Source organism: Paraburkholderia sp. MM5496-R1 (assembly GCF_050436205.1).
GTDB lineage: Bacteria > Pseudomonadota > Gammaproteobacteria > Burkholderiales > Burkholderiaceae > Paraburkholderia > Paraburkholderia tuberum.
The window spans coordinates 1,187,186-1,209,077 of sequence record NZ_JBNDLT010000001.1; the positions used below are offsets into that span (position 1 = coordinate 1,187,186).

Below are 21,892 nucleotides of genomic sequence, written 5' to 3' on the forward strand. Positions count from 1 at the left end.
TGGGTTTCGTTGTGGTTTAACGCACGCGAAAGATGGGCCGAAAGAAGGCGTTCAACTCCGCATACGCATTCAATGGGAGAACATGGGCCACGTATTGATCGGGACGTACCACGACGAGTGCACCTTGTTCGCGATCGATGCCGCGCTCGTCGAAGATATCAGTCGTCGCGTCGCTCGTAAATGCCTTTTCGTAGTCGATGAGGCCGTGGCGACCCTTGCGCGGCAGCAGGAGGGCGGGGACGTCTTCGAGGCGGACTTCGCGATGCGGCTGTTGCAGCACCGCGCGCAGATCGAGAACGCTGTCCACGTCGGCGTCCTTCGGCGTGAAGAGCCTCAAAACGGAATCGGGCGACTTGTCGAGATGCTCGCACAGCGCATCCAGCGCACGACGCGACGCGTCCGCGAAAGCGTACAGGCGCCAGCGGCCGTCCGCTTGCGCGGCATGCCCTAGATGGAACGGTTTTGCATCAGCGAGGCGAACGACAGGCGACGAGTGAAAGCGCGTACCGATCGCAAAGCCTTTGGCGAGCGCCTGATGCGTCGCTTCACCGGTCAGGGTGGCCGGCCGGTAACGCGTTGCGACGCCAGCCGTGTAGCGGCCAGCGCGAACGAAGTACGCCTGAAGCTCCGCGGGATCGACGCCGCCCGCCTCGGGCCGGTTCGGATCCTTCGGCGGCGCGGCCATCATCGCCGACCATTCCTTGTCGAAATCGATCAGCTCCTGCGCAATAGGTTGGCGCTCGTCCGAATACGTGCGCAACAGAGCGGCGTCGCTGCGGCCCTCCAGCACCGCGCCGAGCTTCCAGCCGAGATTGAAGCCGTCCTGCATCGACACGTTCATGCCCTGACCCGCTTTGGCGCTATGCGTGTGGCAGGCGTCGCCCGCGATGAACACGCGAGGCTCGCGCGAAGTGCCGTCGGCGGCGATGGCATCGTCGAAGCGGTCGGTGAGGCGCTGCCCGACCTCATAGACCGAGAACCACGCCACTTCTTTTACGTCGAGCGTATAGGGATGGAGGATGCGCTGCGCCGTCTCGATGATGCGATCGACCGTGATCTGCTTGATGCTGTCGCGGTTCTCCGGGGTGACGTCGCCGAGGTCGACGTAGAAGCGGACCAGATATCCGCCTTCACGCGGAATGATCAGCAGGTTGCCCCTGCTCGCGGACTGAATCGCCGCTTTCAGCCGGATGTCCGGAAAGTCGCTGACCGCCAGCGCATCCATCACGCCCCACGCATGGTTGGCCGCGTCACCGCGCAGCGTTTGTCCGATGGCGGTGCGTACGCGGCTGCGAGCGCCGTCGCAACCGACGACATAGCGCGCACGCACGGACATCGTCTCGTCGAGCCGCGCAGGATCGGTATGGCGCAGCGTGACCAGCACCGGGTATTCGTGCGTATCGTCGCGCTGAACGTCGACCACTTCGAGGCCGTAGTCCGGTTCGATCCGTCGCGCGGAGCGGCGCATCACGTCGAGCAGATATTCCTGGATGCGGGCCTGATTGACGATGACGTGCGGAAATTCCGAAAGGCCTGTTTCGGTATCCTGAACTCGGCCGGTACGACTGATCGCGCCGCGGTCATTTGCATCGGGTCGCCAGAATACTGTTTCATTGACCCAATAGGCTTCTTGCAGCAGGCGGTCACTGAGGCCGAACGCATTGAACATCTCGACGGTACGGCACGCCACGCCATCGGCCTGACCCATCTGCAACGGTCCGTCGCGACGCTCGACGACGCGCGTGCCGATCGACGGGAATTGCGACAGCTGCGCCGCCAGTACGAGTCCGGCAGGGCCGCTGCCGACGATCAGCACGTCGACCGTCTCGGGCATCTGCGCCGCATGCGCATTGCCGATGACTGGCTCGATCGTCGGATCGCCGACCCGGAAACCGTTGAGATGAAATTGCATGACGTCCTCCTCCGTTCAGTAGATATCTGCTGAACGCGAATATACTCCGTACCCCAACCATTTTGAAGTACTTCGTGGGAGGATGGATGTTTACCCTGGTTCGGTAGAGCGCTCGTGAACTTTCGGGAACGGCTGTTTCAATGACCGTGCCAATGGCCCCCATGGTCACCCCAGTAGCCGCCAATGCCGATGCCGAGGCTCACGGAGGGCGCGACGTAATACCCGGGGGCATAGCCATAGGCGGGCGCTGGCTCATAACCGTAGCCAGAGCTGGGCGGCGGCGGGGCGACGACGCAGCCCGCCAGGCCGACTGCCACGATGATTGCAAAGAGTAGTCTGGTCATGATCGTGTTCCTCCAATCATTGAGGAGACGCAAGATTCAGTCCAGCCGTCTTCTGCCACCACGTCGACAGTGTCGTCCTCGGCAATGGCACCCAGAAACTCAGCGTCAGCGATGCACGTCGTTAATCACGGATGACCTCGCGCAGCACATGACGCGTGTCGAGCTGTTCGGACAGGCACTCGCTGACCCATTCGCTCATCTGCTGGAAAGAGGGATCGTTGGCCATTTCTTCGCCGAACTCGCGCAGCAACAGCAGGTCGACCACGGCACGAAAGAACTGCCGCTCGTCGTCGACACCTGCCGCGCGTAACGTGTCGATCCGCGTTCGAATCGCATCAGGCAGACCTTCGGCAGTCGACGGCGGTCCGCCAGGCTGCATGGAAGATGCCCCCTTGCGGCCGGAGGCCGTCCGTTCGCCCCGCCGCTCCTTTTCGGCGAGTTGTTGCCGTAGCACCTGCATTGCCTGATTGAGCGTCGAAATGGGGTCCATGGCGCGGCCGCGAATCAGTGACGGGTCTGATTGTTCTGATAGCCCGACAGCAGCAGATGGTCGTGTTGCGCCGTGGAGCCTTCTTTCGCCTGATCCGCAGGCTCGGCCTCGGCAGTCAATGTCGCGATCAGCGCGCCGACATAGGCGTTGATCAACGGATACTGCCGATTGAGCTCCATGCCGAGATTGAGCTTGTCGAGCGCGTCATCGAACTGATCGTCGGCAAACCTCAGCAGCCCATCTTTGAGCACGCGCAGTGCGTCGTACTCAGCCAGGCGATCGAGTGGCAACCAGCTTTGCGACGCCTGCGCGACGAGCCCGTTTTGCAGTTCGAGAAGCCCCAGCATGAAGCGGGCGACGTGAAGATCCGGCACGAGCGTCAACGCCTGAACGAAATCAGTACGCGCTTCGCCGTGTCGACCCTGGTTGGCGTACACCGAGCCGCGCAGGAACCACAGGCGTGCATCGAGCGGCCAGCCAGCGAGCGTCTCGTTCAGCACATCGAGCGCATGTTCATCGGTGCCCTGCATCGCGGAGAGGACGGACGACATGACGCCATCGTTGCAGTGCGTAGGAGAATCGTGTTCATGAGTCATAGTTCTAGCCAGTGATATGCAGATGCTGGGTATTGCCGAGCAGGTTGCGCAGATCGAGCAGCGCACCGCGATGCAACTGTGAGATGCGGCCCTTGGTTACGCCGAAAATGTCGGCGATTTGCTCGAATCCCAGTCCATGAAAATAATGGTAGCGGATAATCTTCTGCTCGCGCGTGGATAATCGTGCAACGGCCGAATGCAGTTTCTCCGTTGTCTGCCTCCAGGCGATGATTTGATAAGCGGTTGCATACGGCGCGGCCTGTGCGGCGGATTCCTCGACGATGCCGGTACCGTCGAGCATGAAGCCGATCGCAAGGCCCGCGGCGAGCGTCGCGAGAGCCTGGAACGTATCGGACTGCTTGCTCGTGCGAGCGGGCGCTTCTAGTGATGCAACACGCTCGCGCCGTATCCGTTTGCGCAGCGCGATTTGTTCCTGCGCATCGCTCAGGCGCTGTACGCCGGTCAAAACGTTGCCTCTGAGGCGCGGGGTGCAGAAGGTGCGAAACGACACGCCGCGCCCGGATTCGAAGCGGTCGATTGCTTCGAGCAGACCGACGCAGGCAAGTTGCAGAAAGTCCTTGAACTCGACGTCGTCGCGGTGCCGGCCTGCGTATAGTTGCGCCGCGAGCGCCTGTGCGTAGGGCAGAAAGTGCGCGAATACGGCTTCGCGCGCTTGCGGACCGCTTTCGTCGCGTAGCGCTGCCCATAGGCTCTCCTCCAATGCGGACGCCGCGGCGTCACCGTGGGTCTCGTCGGCATTCGCATACTTCGCCGGCAAGTTCATTTGAAGCTACTCAGCACGCCGCGCAACACGAGGCTCCAGCCGTCCACCAGCACGAACATCAGCACTTTGAGCGGCAATGAGATCGTTGCGGGCGGCACCATCAGCATACCGAGCGACAGCAGCACGCTCGACACGACGAGGTCGATCAGCAGGAACGGCAGCAGGATCACGAAGCCGATCTGAAACGCAACGCGTAATTCGTTGAGGATGAACGCGGGCGTCAACTGCACCAGGCTGACGTCGGCCGGCGTCTGCGGCAGTGCCTGTTGCGACATCTCGTACATCAGCCTTAGCTCATCCTCGCGCACCTGGCGCAGCATGAAATCGCGAATCGGCGCGGTACTGCTGTCGAGAGCGTGAGCGAGGTCGATCTGGCCGTGCATGAATGGCTGCAGCGCGTCGTGATTGATCACCTGCAGCGCCGGCAGCATGGCGAATGCCGTCAGGAACAGCGCGAGGCTGATCAGCACGGGTGTCGGCGGCGTTTCCGGCATGCCAAACGCGTGCCGGATCATCGCCAGCACGATCACGATGCGGACGAATGCCGTCATCGACACGATCAGTGCAGGGGCGACACTGAGTAGCGTGAGCAGCGTCGCAATGCGTACCGTTTCAGATACGCCCTTACTGTCCGCGATGACTCCGGATGCGGAACCGGAGAGCGACAGCATGCCTGCGTCACCGCTGTGCGCGATTGGCGCGATGGGCGCAGCGTCGACGAATCCGGCATACAGGCAGAAGACTCCTGGCAGCAGCGCAATCAGCCAGCGCCACGCGTGAAACCGACTTCGTTGCATCATGCTTCGCGCGCTCCGTCACCTCGATCGCGCGCGTCCAGCAGCTTGACACCGGTTGTATCCGAGGCGAGCAGGACGACGCGGCTATCGTATTCGATCAGATGAAGCGTCGTGCGCGGGCCCAGACGCAGCGATGCGGCTGCGGTGATCCGCGGCGTGAGGCTCGACGACGAACCGCACGCGCCGACCCGATGGCTTCGCCGCAAAAGCAGAATCGCAACGATACCAAGCGCGATGCAACACATGAGTGTGATGCCGACGCGCATGACGTCGACCCCCGCGAGTGCGAGGCCGGTTGCCGATAACGCATGTTGGCCTGCGGTCGCGTCACTTGCGCCTTGCAGCCATGAGGCCGGGGTTGAAACGGTCATGGGTGCGTCGAAATTTCAGTGATTCGAATGCCGAACTGCTCACCAAGCGCGACGATCTCGGCGCGCGCAACGCTCTTGTCGTTGAGCAACACGTCGACGGCATCGCCGAGATGACGATCGAGTTCGACCACAGCGCCGGATTGCAGCGCCAGCAGTTCCTTGATCGACATCTCGGCTGAGCCGAGGCGGATATCGACGGTGACCTTCACTTCTTCGAGCAGCGCCAGCTGCGGGCGTGTCGTGTTGCGGTCGTCGAAGACGGGTTCTTGTTCGGGAAGATCGACACGCATGACTAGCGGTCGGGTGGGTGGGGTACTCAGAGTCATGGGGTATCGGGCCCGGCTATCGAAGTCAGTTGAATGGATAATTTGCCGCCGTGTTGTCCAGGCGTGCCGGCGGCGATGGGGGGGAGTCGTCCGCAATCGGACTGCGCCAACAGCAACGGGATCGGCTCGGAAATCGTCTGGTCGAGTCGGATGACGTCGCCAACGGCGAGCGTGGCCAGTTGCGGCACGCTCAGTTCGCACTGCCCGAGCATCGCCCAGAGCGATACGCGGCTCGATTCGACGGCCGTGCTGCGACGCGTGGTGGCCGGTGAGTTCGCTCCATGAACCGTCGGCTTGCTGACGGGCAAACACGACCACAGCGCCGGCGCGCCGCAGACGAGCGTCAAGACGGTCTCGCCGCTCGTGTTCCGTATTCGGAAGCAGGCGCCGCCAAAACGAAGACGTGGTGTATCGGTGTTTCTTGTCGTGCGGACGCGGGCAGCGGACTGTTGCCCTGGAGATAACGCCGCACCGATCGCATCGAGCAGTTCGTCGACTAGCTGCTTGCCGACGTCCGCGAGCAGGGGCGCGCGGGCGTCGTCGGTCAGGGCGAACGTCTTCGGCAGATCGAGCGTCTCGTTGACCAGCATGTCGATCTGCCGAGGCTCGGTGAATAGCCAGACGTTGTCGCCGATTGACCACGACTCGCATTGGCCCGAAGGCGGCGCGCTGTCGAACGGGATCGAGCAAGTCCACGGCTTCGACAGTGAGCTCGGGCGCGGCCAGCCACGCCTGCCGCCACGGATCGATTGCGCGCGCAAACCACGCCGCGCCGGCTGCGAGATCGCGCGCGCCGAGCGGCCGCCAGCGGATTGGCACGACGCTCATCCCTGACCTCGCATCTGGAACAGCTGCATGATCATTTCGTTGGCGGTACTGATAACCTGCGACGAAGCCTGAAAGCCGCGCTGAATCAGGATCAGTTGACCAAACTCCGTCGATAGATCGACGTTCGACGCCTCGGTCGCGCCCGCGAGCAGTTGCCCAACGCCCGCGCCATTGCTGGTGCGATATTGCGGCGGCGACGCGTGCGACGCATCGAATAGACCATTCCCCTGTTGCACCAGTTGCTGCGGATTCGCAAAGCTCGCGAGCGCGATCGTGCCGAGCTCATCGGTTTGTCCGTTCGAGTATTGCAGCACCAGTCGCCCATCGACGTCGACGTTCATCGACGACAACGTACCGGTCCCGTAGCCGTCCTTGTCCGACACACGCAGGCTCGAGAAGCTGCCGGCGGAGAAGCCGGTGACGCCGGTCGAGAAATCGAGTGTGACGGTGAGCGGCGGCGCGTCGGCGGAAGTCAGCGTGAAGTCGATCCGGTCGCGTCCGGGCTCGGGAATACCACCGTTGAACTGCAGCGTGCCCTGCTGGACCGGTATGTTGTTTTCGTCGGAGACGGTCACCTGCCAGCGCCCGGGGACGATGCTCGAATCGGGCGCGAACGCGATTGTCAGCGTGTGCTTGCCGCCGTTCGCGTCAAAGACGTCAACGTCCGGAATCGAGAAGCTGGTCGAACCCGTCGACAGATTGTCGGAAAACCTGATCACCGTCGTCGCCTGCGGTGGGCTGATCTGTTTGCCGGCGAGCGAAATCGGACCGAGGCTGCCCGATGCGGTCAAGGCCGCGAGTTTCAATCCCGTCGCCTTGTCCTCGATAAAGCCGTCGTTGCCGACCGCGAACTGACCGGTGCGGGCGTAACGTGCGGTGTCACCGTCGAGCAGCGTCAGAAAGCCCTTGCCCTGAATTGCAAGATCGAGCTGGCCGTTACTCACGCGCAGATCACCCTGCGCGAAATTCAACGACGAGTAACCGTACTCGACGCCGCTGCCGAATTGCATCGTGTTCATCGCGCCTGGTTCGCCCCGCGCAAACTGCTGGCCGTAATACAGATCGGCGAACCCCGGCGTCGAGGTCTTGAAGCCCGCGGTGTTCAGGTTCGCGACGTTATTGCTGATGGTTTGCAGGCCCTTCGCGTACGCCGTCAACCCGCTCATGCCGATGTAAATGCTTTCCAGCATGGAAACTCTCCTTTAAGAACCACTCGTCTGGCGCACTGCGACGATCTGCGAAATATTGGCGTTCGTCAGAAATTCGCCGCTCTCGGTTTCGATCGTCAATTGCGGCTGAGAATCCTTGAACGACACGCTCTTCACGATGCCGCTCAGCAGCGCCGTGTCGGTCTGCACGTCGACGTTGCGGCCGAGCAGGCCGAGCGTCTGCGTGGCTGACTGGACCGACAGCAGGTCGTCGATCTTGTCCGTGATCTGGCGTGTCTGTTCGAGCGACGTGAACTGCGCGAGCTGCGACACGAACTCGAAGTTGTCGACCGGCTTTAGCGGGTCCTGATAGGTGAGCTGCGTCAGGATGATCTGAAGCAGCGATTGCATGTCGAGACCGATCGAATCGATGCGGTTGCCGACGTCGCTGCTCGAGCTGATCGGATTAGTGGCCATGAGCGATGCCTTGCGATGTAGTCGGAAAGTGTTCGACGCCGTTGACGACGACTCGCACGGCGCGCGGTACGGCGCGGCGCAGCTCGTCGAGGGCGCGCTGGGCGCGGGCGTCGGGTTCGTCCGCGTTCGTGATCGCATGGTTGATGCGTAATGCGATCGACACGCCGGCTTCGCCAGTCATCACGGTCAGACAATAGGGCGTTGGCGCGCTCCCGGCGCTGGCGCCGCTCTCGGTATTAGCGGCCTTAGCGGCTCGTGAGGCGATCGATGCGGCGGACGAAGTGATACCAGCGGCCCTGTACGGTATGGCCTGTTCGCGCGACAGTGCGTCGTGAACAGTGCTGCCCGATGCTGAGAAAGACGAACTGGCGACCGTGACCGGCGACCTGGTGACGTGCCCGGCGTGAGCGCCATCGTGGTCAGGGAGCGCAGGCTCGGTGTCGCGCGCATGCGATTCGGCATCGATGCGAGCGGATCTCGCCGATGCACAGCCGCGCGGCTCGCTCGCATGGTCAACGGACCTATCGCGAGCATAGGAGCGGGCGTCGAATGCCGGCGCGTTGTCGTAACGTTCCGCTGGCGTGCGTCGCTGTCGTGCGGGCGTAGGATCTTCGTTCAACGCGCCGGCCTTCGCGCCCGACCACATGACTTTCTCCATCACCCGCAATACCTGATCGAACGCCGCATGCCTGGCATCGGGCGTGGGCGAACTTGCTGTGGACATCGGCGCATTGCGCCACGTTGGAAATACGGTGAGCTTCATTGGCGCTCCTCCCGCGACAGATACATGTCCTCGATCCGGCTCGCACGCTGCTCGTCGCGCTGAAGTTCGAATTGCCGCTCGACCCTGGCGGCCACGCCGCAAGCGTGCTCGGTTTGCTGTTCGTGGCGCGCCAGCACTGCGCGCTGTCGTTCGACACGGCTTGCGGCATCGCGTGTGTCCTGTTGCGCGTGCAGATGGGCGGCGCGAGCCGAGGCGAGCGCGCCTGCCCAATTGGCCGCGAGCGCAGGCGACAAGCCGCCCGGCGCCTGCAACGCGTCGCGCCATTGCGCGACATGGGCGTCGAGGCTTGCACAAAGCGATTGTTCGCGTGCGTGGCTGCGCTGATGGAGTTGAATGACTCGCACGGTATCCAGGCGCGCGCGTTCCAGTTGCAGTCGACGCAAGTCGGCGATCTCTCGTGCCGTTTCAAACGGGTGGCGTTTTTTCATGAATGACTCGTCATGCAACTTCCCGAAGCAAAGCAGCGAGCGCGTTGATGGTCGTCGCGCGCGGCGTCGTCGCATCAGGGGCCTGACGCAGAAAATCGATTAGCGCGGCGCGCTGTTGCAGCGCGCGATCGAGCGCCGGGTTGCTGCCTGGCGCGTAAAGCCCCGATTCGACGAGCGTGCGCGACGCTTCGTACGCTGCAAGCTGCGCGACGGCTTCGGCGGCGAGCCGCCGTTCGTTGGGCTCAGCGACGTACTGCATCACGCGGCTAATGCTTCTCGGCACCTGAATCGCCGGGTAGTGACCCTGTTCGGCGAGTTCGCGCGTCAACACGATATGGCCGTCCAGCAGCGCGCGCATCGTCTCGGCCATCGGATCGTCGATGTCGTCGGTCTCGGTGAGCACGGTCATCAGCGCGGTGATCGCGCCACTGTTCCTGATTGCGCCGCACCGCTCGACGATTTTCGGCAGCGCGGCGAACACGCCCGGTGTGTACGCGCGAACGGTCGGCGGCTCGCCGGCGGCGAGGCCGATCTCGCGCAGCGCGAGCGCATAGCGCGTGACCGAATCGAGAAGCAGCAGCACGTGCGCGCCCTGCGCACGAAAATACTCGGCGAGCGACAGCGCCACCTGCACGCTGCGGGCGCGCATCACGGCAGGCTGGTCGGAGGTTGCGACCACCATCGTGGAGCGGGCGCGCGCGCTGTCGGACAGCGCACGCTGCCAGAACTCCTCCGCTTCGCGGCCCCGCTCGCCGACGAGGCACAGCACGCAGACGTCGGCTTCGACGTGGCGCGCGAGGCTCGCGAGCAGGGTCGTTTTGCCGACGCCGCTGCCCGCAAAAATGCCCACGCGCTGGCCGACGCCAAGCGTTAGCAGGCCGTCGAGCGCGCGAATGCCGGTCTCCAGCGGCTCGACCGGCGAGAGGCGATCGAGCGGCGGCGTGCAGACGCCGGCGAGCGGCCATGAGGCGTCGTTCGCGGGAAGCGGTGCACCGCCGTCGAGCGGCCGGCCCAGGGGATCGACGACGCGTCCGAGCCAGCGTGGCCCAACGGGGATCGTTGCTCCCACTCGCATCGCGCACACCGGGTCGCCAACGCAGATCCCTGCCGTCGACGTGTACGGCGCCAGCGTGACGCGGCCCACCTCGACCTTGACGACTTCCGCCTCGCATTGCTGCGGACCCGGCGCGCCGAGTGAGCAGCGCGAGCCGAGCGGCACGCCGGGTCCGTCCGCTTCGACGAACGTCGGCATTACGCGCGTGATCGCGCCAACCCGGGTCGCCGGATCGACCTGACGCATTGCGGCAAGATAGCGGTGGAGCGAGGGACGGTCAGTCATCGGCGCGAAGTTCGTCGAGCGTGCGATTGAAATGCGAGAGCTGCCGCGGCAGGCTCACGTCGAGGCGGCCGAGTGTCAGATCGATCAGGCACGCGCCGGCAGCCAATTGCGGATCGGCGTCGACCGTCAGTGCGGTATCGCGCGTGAGCGTGGCGAATGCGTCGCGCAGCGCATCGGCGTCAGGAAAGTCCTGCGCGGACACGCGCACGCCGATCGCCGACCCCGCCGCGATCTGCGCGAGATGATGGCGCGCGGTTTGCACGACGAGCGCCGCACACGCAGTGGTGTCGCCGAGGGTTTTCCGCAGCGCGGCTTGTGCGACATCGAGCGCGAGGCTTTCGACTGCTTGCAGGCGGTCGCGCAACGCAGCGAGCGCCGCGTCGATACCGGCGACGAGTGCTTCGATCCGCTGCACGTGATCGAGCTTGACGCGCGCTACCCCCTTTTCGATGCCTTCTTCGATGCCTTCTTCGATGCCTCGCTGATAGGCGGCGCGTTCCCGTTCCTCGAAGTCGCGGATTTGCTCGGCATGCGTTTGCGCGAGTTCCGCCAGTTCGCGTCTGAGTTCGTCGATCTGTGCGTCGGTTTGGAAAGCGTGCTGAACTTGCACCGGCACGTGTTCGGACGGCTCGGCGGCTACGGCAACCAGCGTGGCTCGACCGAGCGTCTTGCGTCCGCTGCCCAGCGTGACCTGCGCGGCTTTCAGCAGCAGACTCATGCGGACCGCCCCATCCAGCGGCGAAGCTTCTGGTGGAGCCGCAATGGTTCGACCTGCGGCGGCTTGCCGTCATCATCAGAGATATCGCCGAGTTGCGCGCTGGCTGTGAGCGCCGCGGCCTGCAACGCCGTACGCGCGCGCTCCGTGATGTCATATGCACGACCATGTGGCGCGAGCATTGCGCGGCGCTCGGGCGGCAACCCAGCGATCACGGCCTCGCGGGTCGGTGCATTCACGCAAGACATCAACCGGCAAAGCAGTTCATGCGGCAAGGTCTCGGCGAAACGCGCAAGCCGTAATGCGGTGAGTCGCGCGTCTTCAGGCGAATGGCCGTCGCTGGCAATCGCAACGCGGTCATCTGTCGCCGGGGCCGTCATCGCCGCCACCAGATTTCCGGGTGCGACGCGCGCCGCGTCAGCGAGCAGCGGTCGCAAGCGCGCGCGCTCGTCGTGCGAGAGCGCGCTCCAGATCGCCTCGATATCGTCGATCGCAAGCCCGCTCAGATCGGCAACCGCGCGCCTCAGACGACGTTCGCGCGATGCGTCGCGCTCAGGCGTGGCCATGCTGCTCTCCTTCTTCGGCGAGCAGCGCACGCAAGCGCAGCACGTAGGCTTCGCGCTGATGCAGACTCAAAGCACGTGACGACGAGCGACGGGAAGCACGACGCCGGCGCATCACGAGCAACGCACCAATGATGCCGACGAGCAACAGGGCAGAGCAAACGCCGGCGGCCGGATGACTGGCCATCCATTGCGCGAGGTGTTGGACCACAGCCTCCACGCGCCGTGCGTCGGCGTCGCGTGCAGCGGAATTTGCGACGGCCAATGCGACGGGTTCGGATGCGTCGCGAATCGTGGCGCCGGCCTCCAGATCCGCGCTCGCATCGGGCTCGACTGGTGCCGCAACGCCGGCGTTCGCGGGCGTCGTTTGCGCAACCGCACTCGTCGCTGCGTCGCCGGAGTGACGCACATAGATAGACAGCACATCACCGCGCGCCGCGTCGAAACCGATCGACGCGCCCAGCATCGCGTTTATGCGTGTCATATCGTCTTGCGGCAAGGCATAGTCGAGCACGATGCCGACTGATAGCCGGCGGATCGAACCGGGTTCCGACACGATCTGCTCGAGACTGCGATCGGTCTTTGTCCCCTCCACGGAGAGCATTGCGGGCAGCGGTGGCGTGCCAGCGGGCGGCAACGCATTTGCGGTTTTCGTTGACGGTAGCGGCGGCGTGGCGCTGGGCCGGGTGACACCCGACTCGCGCGTCGTGCGTGTCTGCGCGAAGTCAAGCGCCGCGTCGACGCTGACGCTCACATGACCGTCGCCGACCAGCGGCGCAATCTGCGTAAGGATCTTACGTTCGTAGCGTTGCTCGATCGCCTGCTTCAACGTGAAATGCGGGTCGTCGGTCATCGCGTTTTCGCCGGCTTTCGTGCCCGCGACGCCGCCGCGTTGATCGAGCACAGTGACGTCGTTGGCGGACAGCTCGGGCACCGCTGCGGCCACGAGCCGCTGGATGCCGCGCACCGTTTCGGGAGCGAGCGCCTGGCCGTCGCGCATGAACAGCGCGACCGAGGCCTTGGGCCGCGCCGCATCGCGCCGGAACAGCGACGACTCGGGCAGCGTCAGATGCACGCGCGCGAGGTCGATCTCGTCGAGCGTCATGATCGTGCGCGCGAGTTCGCCTTGCAACGCGCGCTGATAGTTGACCTTCTGCGCGAACTCGGTGAGGCCGAGATCTGAGTTATTGAACAGCTCGAAGCCGACCGCGCCGTGCAGGCGCAGATCGCTGCTCATCAGCTTCAGACGCAGTGCGCGCGTATCGCCGGCGGGCACCAGAATCGCGGAGGTCTCGTCGTCGATCCGGTAGGGTACCTTCTGTTTGTCGAGTTCGGCCACGAGCGCGGACGCGTCCTGCGGCTTCAGATCGCGGAACAGGACCTGATAGCCGGGCCGTGACAGGAAGAACGCGGCTGCCATCGCGCCGCACAGCAGCAGTGATAGCGCGCCGACCATCAAGAATTGCCGCTCGCGCGGCGCATCGGCAAAAAACGACTTGAAGCGGGACATGCTGGCTTCCATTTCAGAGTTGCATCCGCATCAGTTCCTGGTAGCCCTCGACGAGGCGCGAGCGGATCTGCAACGCGAATTGCAGCGATATGCGGGCCTGTTCGAGCGCCATCATCACTTGATGCGGCGGCAGGTCCGCGCCGAGCGCGAAGTCGGCGATCGCTGCATTGGCGGTGCTGACCTGCGTGTCGACCGATTGCAGGCCATCGACGAGTAGAGCGCCGAAGCCGGGTTGAGTGGTCGCGCCGAGGCCTTGCTCCACTTGCGGCGCGAGCGACGGCGCCAGGCCGGTTTGCCACGTCGGCGCGAGAAAGCCCGGTTCGAGCGCGGAGATGACGGCGATGCTCATCAGTGACTCCCCATTTCGAGGGCACGCAGATACATCGAGCGTGCCGCGTTGAACATCACCGTGTTGGCTTCGTACACGCGCAACGTCTGCACCATGAGCGCCATCTCGCCGGCATGATCGAGACCGGCGTAGGACACGAAGCCTTTTGCGTCCGCGTGCGGATGCGACGGGTCGTAGACGAGGCGCGGCGGCGCGTCGACCGTCTCGATGCCATACGTCTGCACGCCCCCGAGCCCATGCGTGGTGGGAAGTCCCGCGGCGCCGTGCGCACCGGGCGTACCGCCGTTGCCGAGCAGACTGGGGAAGTCCCCTGCGGCCAGGCGCGGCCCCGATACGAGCCGCAGCGGCTGATAAGACGCGCCGCTTGCCGTGCGCGTCGTGCCCGCATTGGCCAGGTTCTGCGCAATGACTTCCATGCGTTGGCGCTCGACGTCGAGTCCGGAGCGCGCAATCGCGAAGATGGAATCGGTCATCGGTTCAGCCTCCGCCTATCGCGAGTTTCTCGATCTGCATCGTGCGATCGAGCATGCCGGCCAGCATCGCGTAGCGTGCCGAGGTTTCAGATGCCGTAGCAATTTCGTCGTCGATTCGCACGGTATTCGAGGCGAGCGGCAGCGGCGCGTCGATGCGGGGCGCGACACCCGCGACACGCGCGAGCACGCTGGCCGGCGTGTCGCCGGGGTGCAACGCGGCGGCGTCGCGCAAGGCATCCTCGAACGACACCCGCAGCGGCGTGAAATTCGCCGAGCCGGCGTTGGCCACGTTCTGCGCGGTGGCCGTTTGCCGTGCGAACAGCCCGTCGAGGGCCTTGCCGGCGATGGCGGCGACGAGGTTGATCGTCATAGCGGTTCCTCCTGTTATTGAACGATGATGTCGGCGTGCAACGCGCCCGCCGCCTTGATGGCTTCGAGAATCGCGATCACGTCGCGGGTGCTGACACGACTGCGCGAGAGCGCTTGCACGAGTTCGCCGACCGAGCCGTAGGGGAACGTTGCGGCGACGGTCTGGCCGGGTTCGTCGACGGAAAGATCGCTGTTGCCGATCACGAGGCTGCGCACGCCGCGGCCCGCAATGCCGATCTGCTCGGGTTGCGATGCCGAGTATTCGGTCGTGACCGTCACGCGAATGTCGCCGTGCGAAATCGTGATCGGCGAGATGTGCGTGTCGCCGCCGGCGACCACGGTGCCCGTGCGTTCGTTGATGACGACACGTGAGCCCTGATCGGGCACGACGCCGAGCGTCTCCACGCGCGCTACGAAACTGTTGAGCGCGCTGCCTTCACCGGGCGCGCGGATCTGGACGGTTTCCGCGTCGAGCGAGCGCGCGCTGCTGGCGCCGAACGCCTGGTTGATACGCTGTGCGATGCGCTCTGCCGTGGTCGCATCCGCGTTGCGCAGGACGAAGTTCAGATAGCCGTCCTGCGTGACGAGCTCGGCGCGCACCGGTACTTCGACGATCGCACCTTGCGGCACGGTACCGACCGTCGGATGATTTTTCTGGCGCAGATTGCCGTTGGCGTCGAAGCGGTAGCCGCCGACCGTTATCGGTCCTTGCGCGAGTGCGTACGTCTTGCGGTCGGGGCCGCGCAGCGGCGTCATGATCAGCGTGCCGCCCGACAGGCTGCGTGCATCGCCCATCGACGTGACGTTGATGTCGATCCGGTCGCCGATGTTGGCGGTCGGCGGCAGCGAGGCCGTAATCATGACCATGGCGACGTTGCGGCTCTGGATCTGGTCCTGGGTCAGATTCAGATCGAACTGCGACATCATGTTCATCATGGCCTGACGCGTGGCCTGATTGCGCGGCGTGTCGCCCGAGCCCGCGAGACCCGACACGATGCCGTAGCCGACGAGCATGTTGTCGCGCCAGCCGAGAAAGCGTCCGAGGTCTTTGAGGCGCACTTCATTTGCCGCGTGCGCTGGACCGCTGCCCGCGGCCATCGCGCATACGAGCAGCAGTACGGCCTGGATGACCCGCATCGTGCGAGAAGAGAGCCGCATTACCATAAGCCCAACCATGCGAGAAAGCGGGGAATGAGGCCGGGTCTCGACCGATCGGTGATGAAGCCTTCGCCGACGTAGTCGATCTTCGCGTCCGCGAGGCGGTTCGACTGCACTGTGTTGTTCGCGGCGATGTCGACCGGACGCACGCGGCCTTGCAGATGGATGCGCGTCTTTTCGCCGTTGACGTCGATGGCCTGTTCGCCGGCGACGATCAGGTCACCATTCGGCTCAGTCGCCTCCACACGCGCGCTGATCTGCGCGAGCAAACGGCCCGTGCGCTGGATCTGTCCGCGTCCGCCGTAGTTATCGCCGAGGCCGATCTGCGCAGCATTGCTGCCGGCCCACATCGTCGACACGTTGCCCTGCACAGCCACGTTCGTTTTGGTCGACGTGTCCGCAGTATTGCTCGCGGTCGAGTTCTCATAGACGAGGATCGTGACGATGTCGCCCGGGCGCGAGGCGCGGCGGTCCGAGGTCAGCGACTGGTAGGCGTCGCTGTGGAAGAGGTCGGCGGCGTGGGTGGGCGTGAGCGCGCACCAGGTGATGCCTATCGTTGCCAGCGTTGAACGGATCTTGGGTTGCATGACTGAGTTACTTCGACAGCGAGGTGGTAGCAGGAATGGCCACGATGTCGTGATCGCCTGTCGCGATCATGGTTACGCGGCCACTCGCGCTGTCCGTTAATGCGATGCCGGTTCGCCAGACGGTGACGGCACCCGTTCGTACGACGGCCACAATGCGTTCGCCGCGAATGACCTGGGCGAGACGTTGTGAGGGGATGCCGGTTATCACGTCGCCGGGCACGAGGTTTTGAGCCGCACGCGCGACGCGCGCTTTGTCGTCGTAGTGAACGCCGCGCATGACTAGCTTCTGCGGGCACGCGATACCGCGCACGCTATCGAACGTGATTGCATCGCCTTTCGCGAGATCACGAACGAGTTCGACGCAGCGTGCCGGCGGCGCAGAACGAGCGTCGCTCGGCGAACCGGACATGGCGCGAACAGGACCGCTGATGACGACGGCCGGTTGAGTGTCCCGCATGGAAAGCCACGGCGTGAGGGCCGGCATCTGACGGCGGGCCGCTTCGGCGAGACGACGCGGCTCTACCGCAACACTCGTAGCCGATTCGGACAATCTTGCGACGACGAGTTCGGCCGCCTGCTTTTGCAGGGCCACAGGCACAGGGCTCAGGTCGGCGACATCGCCGAATCGCACGACGTTGCCGTCGATGTCGGCGGCGGCGCGGAACTTCACCGCCGCGTCAGAGGCGTAGGCTGCCGCGCTCGCGACCACGGAGGCGAGCGCGATCGCAAACGCATTGAACTGGCGACATCGGATGGGCGACATAAGATTGAACGCGCTCGTATTGAACATGGGCTGGCTGTATTTGACCGTGATTGCGAAGCTGGCTTACCGCTTCAACCCATTCGCAATCGCCATCAACTCATCGCCGGCCTGCACGAGTCGCGCATTCGACGCATACGCTCGCTGATACAGCATCAGACTGACGAGTTCATCCGACAGCGACACGTTCGAGGCTTCGCTGAATCCTTGCGCCAACGTCCCAGCGTTGTCTTCGCCGGGACGCACGCGGCTGACAGTGATCCCGTCGTCCTGAATGCGATAGATTCCGTCGCCGGCCGATTGCAGCGCGCGCACGTCAGTCGGCATCACGAGTTCGATTTCGCCGAGATCAATCGGGTCGGTCTGGTTCGGCAGAACCGCCTGCACCTGGCCGGTCGCCGAAATGGTGATGCTGGAGGCGTCGCGCGGAACGGAAATCATCGTTTTGAGCGGCAGGCCGTTCGACGCAGTCAGATAACCGTCGGCCCCGACGTGCAACGTGCCGCCGCGCCACAACGTGGCCGGTCCCGAGTCCGACGCCAGTTCGATGAAGCCGTCGCCCCGAATCGCGAGATCGAGCGCGCTGCCGGTCGGGCGCAACTCGCCCGCCGTGAAAACGTGCAGCGACGGGTCGGCCGCCACGCCCGCGGCGATGGTGACGGTTTCGTTGGCCGGGGCGCGGCTGAGCGGGGCGACCGCCGACGTCAGCAACTCGCTGAAGGACACCGTGCCGCGCTTGAACGCCGGTGTGTTCATGTTCGCGATGTTGTTCGCGGTGACGTCGACGGCTGTCTGCTGCGCGTTCAAGCCCATCGCGCCGATATAAAAAACGTTGTTCACGCTTACATGTCTCCCAAACGCTGCAAAACGGCGCCGACCATGTCGTCGTACGCATGCACGAGCTTCTGGCCGGACTCGACGCGGCGCATTGCCTCCATCATCTGCATCATGTCGTTGCCGACCGCGACGTTCGACGATTCGATAAAGCCCTGCGCGATGTGCGGCTGTTCGACGTCGACGGCCTGCGCGTCCGTGGCATGGAACAGGCCGTCCGCGCGGCGCTCGAGTTGGGTCGGATCCGTAAAAGTTGCGACGCGTATCACGGCTGAAGGCGTGCCGTCGTCAATCAGCGTGCCGTCGCTGGCGATCTGCCAGTTGCCCGAACGCAGGACCACGTCGCCGCCACCCGCGGCTTGCAACGCCCAATTCTGGGCCGTGACGAGACGTCCGTCGGCATCGCGATGGAACGCGCCGAGCCGAGTGTAGGCCGGACCGCTCGCTGTCATGACCTCGAAGAAGCCGGAGCCGCTGATCGACAGATCGAGCGGATTGCCGGTGTGGACCAGCTTGCCGGCGGAGAAGTCGGTGGCGATGCCGGTTGGCGGCGGCGCGAGCATGGCAGACACAGGGACCGTCCCGGTGCGTCCGGCTGCGAGCACGTCGTCGAACGCGATCTGCCGCTTGTAGCCGGGCGTGGCCACATTCGCGAGGTTTTGCCCAGCGGTTTCGATCCGGCGCGTTTCGTGCGAGATCAGGCTGGCCGCGACAGTCATCATGTTATCCATCAGGAATCCGTTTCAATTTGGCAGGCAGGTGGCAAGCTGCCCGACACTCAGGCGGCGAGCGCTGTAGCGTTCGAGGGCTGCGCGGCGCGCGCGGGAGCCCGAGCCGCAGTTGTGTCGAGACTGACCATCGCGAACGATCTCAGGCTGATCGAGTGCGGAACCTCGTTCATCGACAGCACGGCGAGCCGTGGCGCAACACGATGCGTGAAGGTTTTCAGATGACGACGAATTTCCGGGCGGCACAGCAACGCAGGTTTGAGGTTCTGCCGCATCATCGCGTCGACCTGCGCGGCGAGCCGGGAGAGGAAGCTTTCGGCCAGACGCGGATCGAGCACGAACGCGCCTGCGCCGTCAGCACCCTGCAGGTTCTGCACGATCGCGTTTTCGAGCGCGGGGTCGAGCGTCAGCACCGCAAGCGCATCGTGATCGCTCTGGATTGCTTGACAGATGCCGTGGCCGAGCCGCTGGCGCACACGCTCGCTCAACGCGGCAGGGTCTTTTTCATGCCGACCCGCGTCGACCAGCACTTCGACGATCAGGCCGATATTGCGGATCGCGACCTGCTCGGTCAGCAGATTCTGCAAGACGTGCTGCACGTCGCTGACGGCGAGCACATTCGGCACGAGTTCCTCGACGAGGCCGGGTGTGCGTGAACGCACTCCTTCGAGCATCGCGACGACTTCGGTGCGCGACAGCAACGCGGGTACGTTGGCCTTGATCACCTCGGTGACGTGCGTGATCAGCACGGTCAGCGGATCGACTGCGGTGTAACCGAGCGAGCGCGCGCGCGACAGCTCGGCCGTATCGATCCATACCGCGGGCAGCCCGAAGGCCGGATCGTGAGTGGCGATGCCGGGCACCTTCTCACCCTTGTCCGACGAGTGAATGGCGAGTGTTTTTTCCGGATACAGCGTTGCCTGACCGAAGCGGTCTCCGAACAGCAGGATCCGGTAGTCGTTGGAGCCAAGCTGCGCGCCGTCGCGGAACACCACGGGCGGAATGGACACGCCCATCTCGGCCGCGTACTGTTTGCGAAACGCCGCGATGCGTTCGGCCAGCAAGCTTTGCGTCGGGATCCATGCGGCCGTCAGCGCGGCGCCGAACGACACTTCGACGGCCGGCAGATCGGTGGCCTGGGTGGCCGCGGCCGCGTCGCTGTCGCCTCCGTCCGTCGCGGCCTGGTTATCCGGCGCCGCACTTCGTTTGCGGCGCGCGATCCACCAGGCGCAAGCCGCAATCGTTGCAAGGATCAGCACGGGCCACTTCGGCATGCCCGGCAGCGCGAGCAGGCCGCTCAGCGCGACCATGACGAGGATCTGGATCTTCGGGAATTGCACGAGCTGACGCAGCACCTCGTTGCCGAGCTCCCCGTCGGCAGACGAGCGCGTGACGATGATGCCGGTCGCGACGGAAATGATCAGCGCGGGCACCTGCGTGACGATGCCGTCGCCGATCGTCAGCAGCGTGAAGGTCTGCATTGCCTGGCTGAGCGGCATGCCCATCTGCGCGACGCCGACCGCCCAGCCGCCGAGAATGTCGATCAGCAGGATCATGATGCCGGCTACCGCATCGCCTTTGACGAACTTGCTCGCGCCATCCATCGAGCCGTAGAAGCCAGCTTCCTTTTCGAGCGCCTTGCGTCGGCGCTTCGCTTCGTCCTGATCGATGAGACCCATGTTGAGGTCGGCGTCGATACTCATCTGCTGGCCGGGCATCGCGTCGAGTACGAAGCGCGCGGCGACTTCCGACACGCGCTGCGCGCCGGTCGTGACCACCACGTATTGCACGACGATCAGGATGAAGAAGACGATCAGGCCGATGACGAAGTTACCCTGCACGACGAATGCGCCGATTGCCGCGATGACCTGGCCCGCTTCGGCGCCGGACAGGATCAGACGGGTCGCGGCGATGTTCAGCGACAAGCGGAACAGCGTCGCGATCAGCAGCAGGGAAGGGAACGTCGAGAACTCGACGGGTCGCGACACGTAAAACGTCATCAACAGGATCGTGAACGCGAATGCGAAATTGACGATGATGAACAGGTCGAGCGCCCCTGCCGGAATCGGTGTAAACAGCAGCAACAGGATCGCGACGACGGCGAAGACGAGCGCGAGGTCGGAATGATTGCGCAGGCGGGATCGAAGCGTCATGCGGACATCACCTGCGACGGCGCACGTCGCGCCTGCAAATAGATCGCCGCGGTATCGCGATACAGATCGCCCGGCACCTCGCGTTCGAGCACTGCCTTGAAATAGAGCGCGCGGGCGAAACGTGGCGACTCGATGACCGGCACGCCATAGATGAAGGCGAGCTTCTTCAGACGCAGTGCAAAATCGCCGGCCCCTTTGGCGACGACATGCGGCGCGGCCATCCGTGACGGATCGTATTTCAGACCGACCGCATAATGCGTCGGGTTCGCGACGATCACGTCCGCACTACGCACTGCCTTCATGCTGCGCGAACGCTGCAGCAATTCGCGCTGCAACTGGCGGCGCCGCTGCTTGATGCGCGGATCGCCTTCGCGCTGCTTCATTTCCTGCTTCTGCTCGTAGCGGCTCATACGCATCTTTCTCGCGAATGAGCGTCGCACCAGCACCTGGTCGAGCAACGCGAACACCGACGCGGCCGCGAGCAGCATGAAAAGCAGGTGGACGCCGCTAGCGAGCAGCGTCTGCGCAATGGGTACCGCGGACAGGTCCTCATGTGCGAGCGAGACGGCCGCATCGACGATCGTGAAACGGATGATCGCCACATAGACGACCATCTTGAAGCATGCCTTGGCGGCTTCGATCAGCGTCTGTATCGAGAAAACACGCCTGAGACCTTGCACCGGGTTCAGCTTGCTGGTGTCCAGCCTGAGTGCGCCGGGGGCGAACAGGAAGCCGGTCTGCATCAGCGCTGACAGTAGCGCGCTACCCATCGCAATCGCAATCAGTGGCGCAACCGCGTGCGCGCCCTGCAGCAGCAGCGCCGCGCACGCGACCGGCATCGCACGGCCGCTTGCGTCGAGTGGCGCGGCTTCGCTCAGCGCATGAGCGCCGAGCGAAGCGAGACGTGCCGCCATTTCTCCGCCCCACACTGACAGGTAGCCGGTACTCGCAAGCAGGCCGAGCACCATGCCGAGCTCCTGGCTGCGCGGCACCATACCCTTCTTGCGCGCCTGATCGAGCTTGTAAGCAGTGGCCTGTTCCGATTTGTTCTGTTCCGTATCCGACATGA

General features: G+C 64.3%; 28 protein-coding genes. 1 reads left to right on the forward strand and 27 read right to left on the reverse strand.

What is annotated here, in order from left to right:
- Nucleotides 1-16: 16 nt before the first annotated feature.
- The 9 genes from OKW38_RS05785 to OKW38_RS05825 form a co-directional block, all read right to left on the reverse strand.
- On the reverse strand, nt 17-1,912 hold the full coding sequence (locus tag OKW38_RS05785) for an FAD-binding monooxygenase (RefSeq protein ID WP_429360425.1): 1,896 nt from the start codon (nt 1,910-1,912) through the stop codon (nt 17-19).
- Nucleotides 1,913-2,049: 137 nt separating this feature from the next.
- Entirely contained in the window at nt 2,050-2,256 is a 207-nt protein-coding gene (locus OKW38_RS05790; protein WP_090811655.1) for a hypothetical protein, read from the reverse strand.
- A gap of 121 nt (nt 2,257-2,377) precedes the next feature.
- Nucleotides 2,378-2,746 carry a hypothetical protein gene (locus OKW38_RS05795; protein WP_429360427.1) on the reverse strand — a complete coding sequence of 123 codons (369 nt, stop codon included), beginning with the start codon at nt 2,744-2,746 and terminating at the stop codon, nt 2,378-2,380.
- 14 nt (nt 2,747-2,760) lie between these two features.
- Nucleotides 2,761-3,297 (reverse strand): tetratricopeptide repeat protein, encoded by a 537-nt coding sequence (locus OKW38_RS05800; RefSeq protein ID WP_429360428.1) that lies wholly within the window; start codon nt 3,295-3,297, stop codon nt 2,761-2,763.
- 49 nt (nt 3,298-3,346) lie between these two features.
- Nucleotides 3,347-4,126 (reverse strand): sigma-70 family RNA polymerase sigma factor, encoded by a 780-nt coding sequence (locus tag OKW38_RS05805; RefSeq protein ID WP_429360430.1) that lies wholly within the window; start codon nt 4,124-4,126, stop codon nt 3,347-3,349.
- A complete protein-coding gene (gene fliP, locus OKW38_RS05810) occupies nt 4,123-4,926 on the reverse strand; it encodes a flagellar type III secretion system pore protein FliP (protein WP_429360432.1) in 804 nt (267 codons plus the stop codon). Before fliP ends, OKW38_RS05805 begins: the two co-directional genes overlap by 4 nt.
- Complete coding sequence (locus tag OKW38_RS05815) at nt 4,923-5,294, reverse strand: flagellar biosynthetic protein FliO (protein ID WP_429360434.1); 372 nt, start codon at nt 5,292-5,294, stop codon at nt 4,923-4,925. The genes fliP and OKW38_RS05815 overlap by 4 nt, the downstream gene beginning before the upstream one ends.
- On the reverse strand, nt 5,291-5,584 hold the full coding sequence (gene fliN / locus OKW38_RS05820; RefSeq protein WP_187613078.1) for a flagellar motor switch protein FliN: 294 nt from the start codon (nt 5,582-5,584) through the stop codon (nt 5,291-5,293). The genes OKW38_RS05815 and fliN overlap by 4 nt, the downstream gene beginning before the upstream one ends.
- 32 nt (nt 5,585-5,616) lie before the next feature.
- Nucleotides 5,617-6,210 carry a FliM/FliN family flagellar motor switch protein gene (locus OKW38_RS05825; protein ID WP_429360435.1) on the reverse strand — a complete coding sequence of 198 codons (594 nt, stop codon included), beginning with the start codon at nt 6,208-6,210 and terminating at the stop codon, nt 5,617-5,619.
- Here OKW38_RS05825 and OKW38_RS05830 point away from each other — a divergent pair.
- Complete coding sequence (locus tag OKW38_RS05830) at nt 6,209-6,454, forward strand: hypothetical protein (protein ID WP_429360437.1); 246 nt, start codon at nt 6,209-6,211, stop codon at nt 6,452-6,454. The two genes, OKW38_RS05825 and OKW38_RS05830, sit on opposite strands and share 2 nt — an antisense overlap.
- On the opposite strand, the gene OKW38_RS05835 is transcribed toward OKW38_RS05830, so the two are convergent.
- The 18 genes from OKW38_RS05835 to OKW38_RS05920 all read right to left on the reverse strand — a co-directional run bounded on the left by OKW38_RS05835 (nt 6,445) and on the right by OKW38_RS05920 (nt 21,890).
- Entirely contained in the window at nt 6,445-7,638 is a 1,194-nt protein-coding gene (locus tag OKW38_RS05835; RefSeq protein WP_429360439.1) for a flagellar hook protein FlgE, read from the reverse strand. The genes OKW38_RS05830 and OKW38_RS05835 overlap by 10 nt on opposite strands.
- 12 nt (nt 7,639-7,650) lie before the next feature.
- Nucleotides 7,651-8,073, reverse strand: coding sequence for a flagellar hook assembly protein FlgD (locus tag OKW38_RS05840; protein ID WP_429354704.1), 423 nt, complete (start codon nt 8,071-8,073; stop codon nt 7,651-7,653).
- Nucleotides 8,063-8,836, reverse strand: coding sequence for a hypothetical protein (locus tag OKW38_RS05845; RefSeq protein ID WP_429360441.1), 774 nt, complete (start codon nt 8,834-8,836; stop codon nt 8,063-8,065). Before OKW38_RS05845 ends, OKW38_RS05840 begins: the two co-directional genes overlap by 11 nt.
- Nucleotides 8,833-9,285, reverse strand: a complete 453-nt coding sequence (locus tag OKW38_RS05850) for a hypothetical protein (RefSeq protein ID WP_429360442.1) — start codon at nt 9,283-9,285, stop codon at nt 8,833-8,835. Before OKW38_RS05850 ends, OKW38_RS05845 begins: the two co-directional genes overlap by 4 nt.
- A 10-nt stretch (nt 9,286-9,295) precedes the next feature.
- Nucleotides 9,296-10,624 (reverse strand): FliI/YscN family ATPase, encoded by a 1,329-nt coding sequence (locus OKW38_RS05855; protein WP_184058978.1) that lies wholly within the window; start codon nt 10,622-10,624, stop codon nt 9,296-9,298.
- The gene (locus OKW38_RS05860; RefSeq protein ID WP_429360444.1) at nt 10,617-11,342 is read right to left on the reverse strand and encodes a FliH/SctL family protein; all 726 of its coding nucleotides are present in this window, start codon (nt 11,340-11,342) and stop codon (nt 10,617-10,619) included. The genes OKW38_RS05855 and OKW38_RS05860 overlap by 8 nt, the downstream gene beginning before the upstream one ends.
- Nucleotides 11,339-11,905 carry a hypothetical protein gene (locus tag OKW38_RS05865; protein ID WP_429360446.1) on the reverse strand — a complete coding sequence of 189 codons (567 nt, stop codon included), beginning with the start codon at nt 11,903-11,905 and terminating at the stop codon, nt 11,339-11,341. The genes OKW38_RS05860 and OKW38_RS05865 overlap by 4 nt, the downstream gene beginning before the upstream one ends.
- Complete coding sequence (fliF, locus tag OKW38_RS05870; protein WP_429360447.1) at nt 11,892-13,412, reverse strand: flagellar basal-body MS-ring/collar protein FliF; 1,521 nt, start codon at nt 13,410-13,412, stop codon at nt 11,892-11,894. The genes OKW38_RS05865 and fliF overlap by 14 nt, the downstream gene beginning before the upstream one ends.
- A gap of 13 nt (nt 13,413-13,425) precedes the next feature.
- The gene (gene fliE, locus OKW38_RS05875) at nt 13,426-13,761 is read right to left on the reverse strand and encodes a flagellar hook-basal body complex protein FliE (RefSeq protein ID WP_184058971.1); all 336 of its coding nucleotides are present in this window, start codon (nt 13,759-13,761) and stop codon (nt 13,426-13,428) included.
- Nucleotides 13,761-14,234: a flagellar basal body rod protein FlgC gene (gene flgC, locus OKW38_RS05880; RefSeq protein ID WP_429360449.1), complete on the reverse strand. Its 474-nt coding sequence runs from the start codon at nt 14,232-14,234 to the stop codon at nt 13,761-13,763. Before flgC ends, fliE begins: the two co-directional genes overlap by 1 nt.
- Nucleotides 14,235-14,238: 4 nt before the next feature.
- Nucleotides 14,239-14,604 (reverse strand): flagellar basal body rod protein FlgB, encoded by a 366-nt coding sequence (locus OKW38_RS05885; protein ID WP_184058966.1) that lies wholly within the window; start codon nt 14,602-14,604, stop codon nt 14,239-14,241.
- Between the two features lie 14 nt (nt 14,605-14,618).
- A complete protein-coding gene (locus tag OKW38_RS05890; RefSeq protein WP_260321072.1) occupies nt 14,619-15,761 on the reverse strand; it encodes a flagellar basal body P-ring protein FlgI in 1,143 nt (380 codons plus the stop codon).
- Entirely contained in the window at nt 15,761-16,348 is a 588-nt protein-coding gene (locus OKW38_RS05895) for a flagellar basal body L-ring protein FlgH (protein WP_429360451.1), read from the reverse strand. Before OKW38_RS05895 ends, OKW38_RS05890 begins: the two co-directional genes overlap by 1 nt.
- A gap of 7 nt (nt 16,349-16,355) precedes the next feature.
- Nucleotides 16,356-17,057, reverse strand: a complete 702-nt coding sequence (locus OKW38_RS05900; RefSeq protein ID WP_429360453.1) for a hypothetical protein — start codon at nt 17,055-17,057, stop codon at nt 16,356-16,358.
- A gap of 117 nt (nt 17,058-17,174) precedes the next feature.
- Nucleotides 17,175-17,948 carry a flagellar hook-basal body protein gene (locus tag OKW38_RS05905; RefSeq protein ID WP_187618587.1) on the reverse strand — a complete coding sequence of 258 codons (774 nt, stop codon included), beginning with the start codon at nt 17,946-17,948 and terminating at the stop codon, nt 17,175-17,177.
- A 2-nt stretch (nt 17,949-17,950) separates the two neighbouring features.
- Nucleotides 17,951-18,673, reverse strand: coding sequence for a flagellar hook-basal body protein (locus OKW38_RS05910; protein WP_429360454.1), 723 nt, complete (start codon nt 18,671-18,673; stop codon nt 17,951-17,953).
- Between the two features lie 47 nt (nt 18,674-18,720).
- The gene (locus OKW38_RS05915; protein WP_429360456.1) at nt 18,721-20,823 is read right to left on the reverse strand and encodes a flagellar biosynthesis protein FlhA; all 2,103 of its coding nucleotides are present in this window, start codon (nt 20,821-20,823) and stop codon (nt 18,721-18,723) included.
- Entirely contained in the window at nt 20,820-21,890 is a 1,071-nt protein-coding gene (locus tag OKW38_RS05920; protein WP_429360458.1) for an EscU/YscU/HrcU family type III secretion system export apparatus switch protein, read from the reverse strand. Before OKW38_RS05920 ends, OKW38_RS05915 begins: the two co-directional genes overlap by 4 nt.
- Nucleotides 21,891-21,892 lie beyond the last annotated feature (2 nt).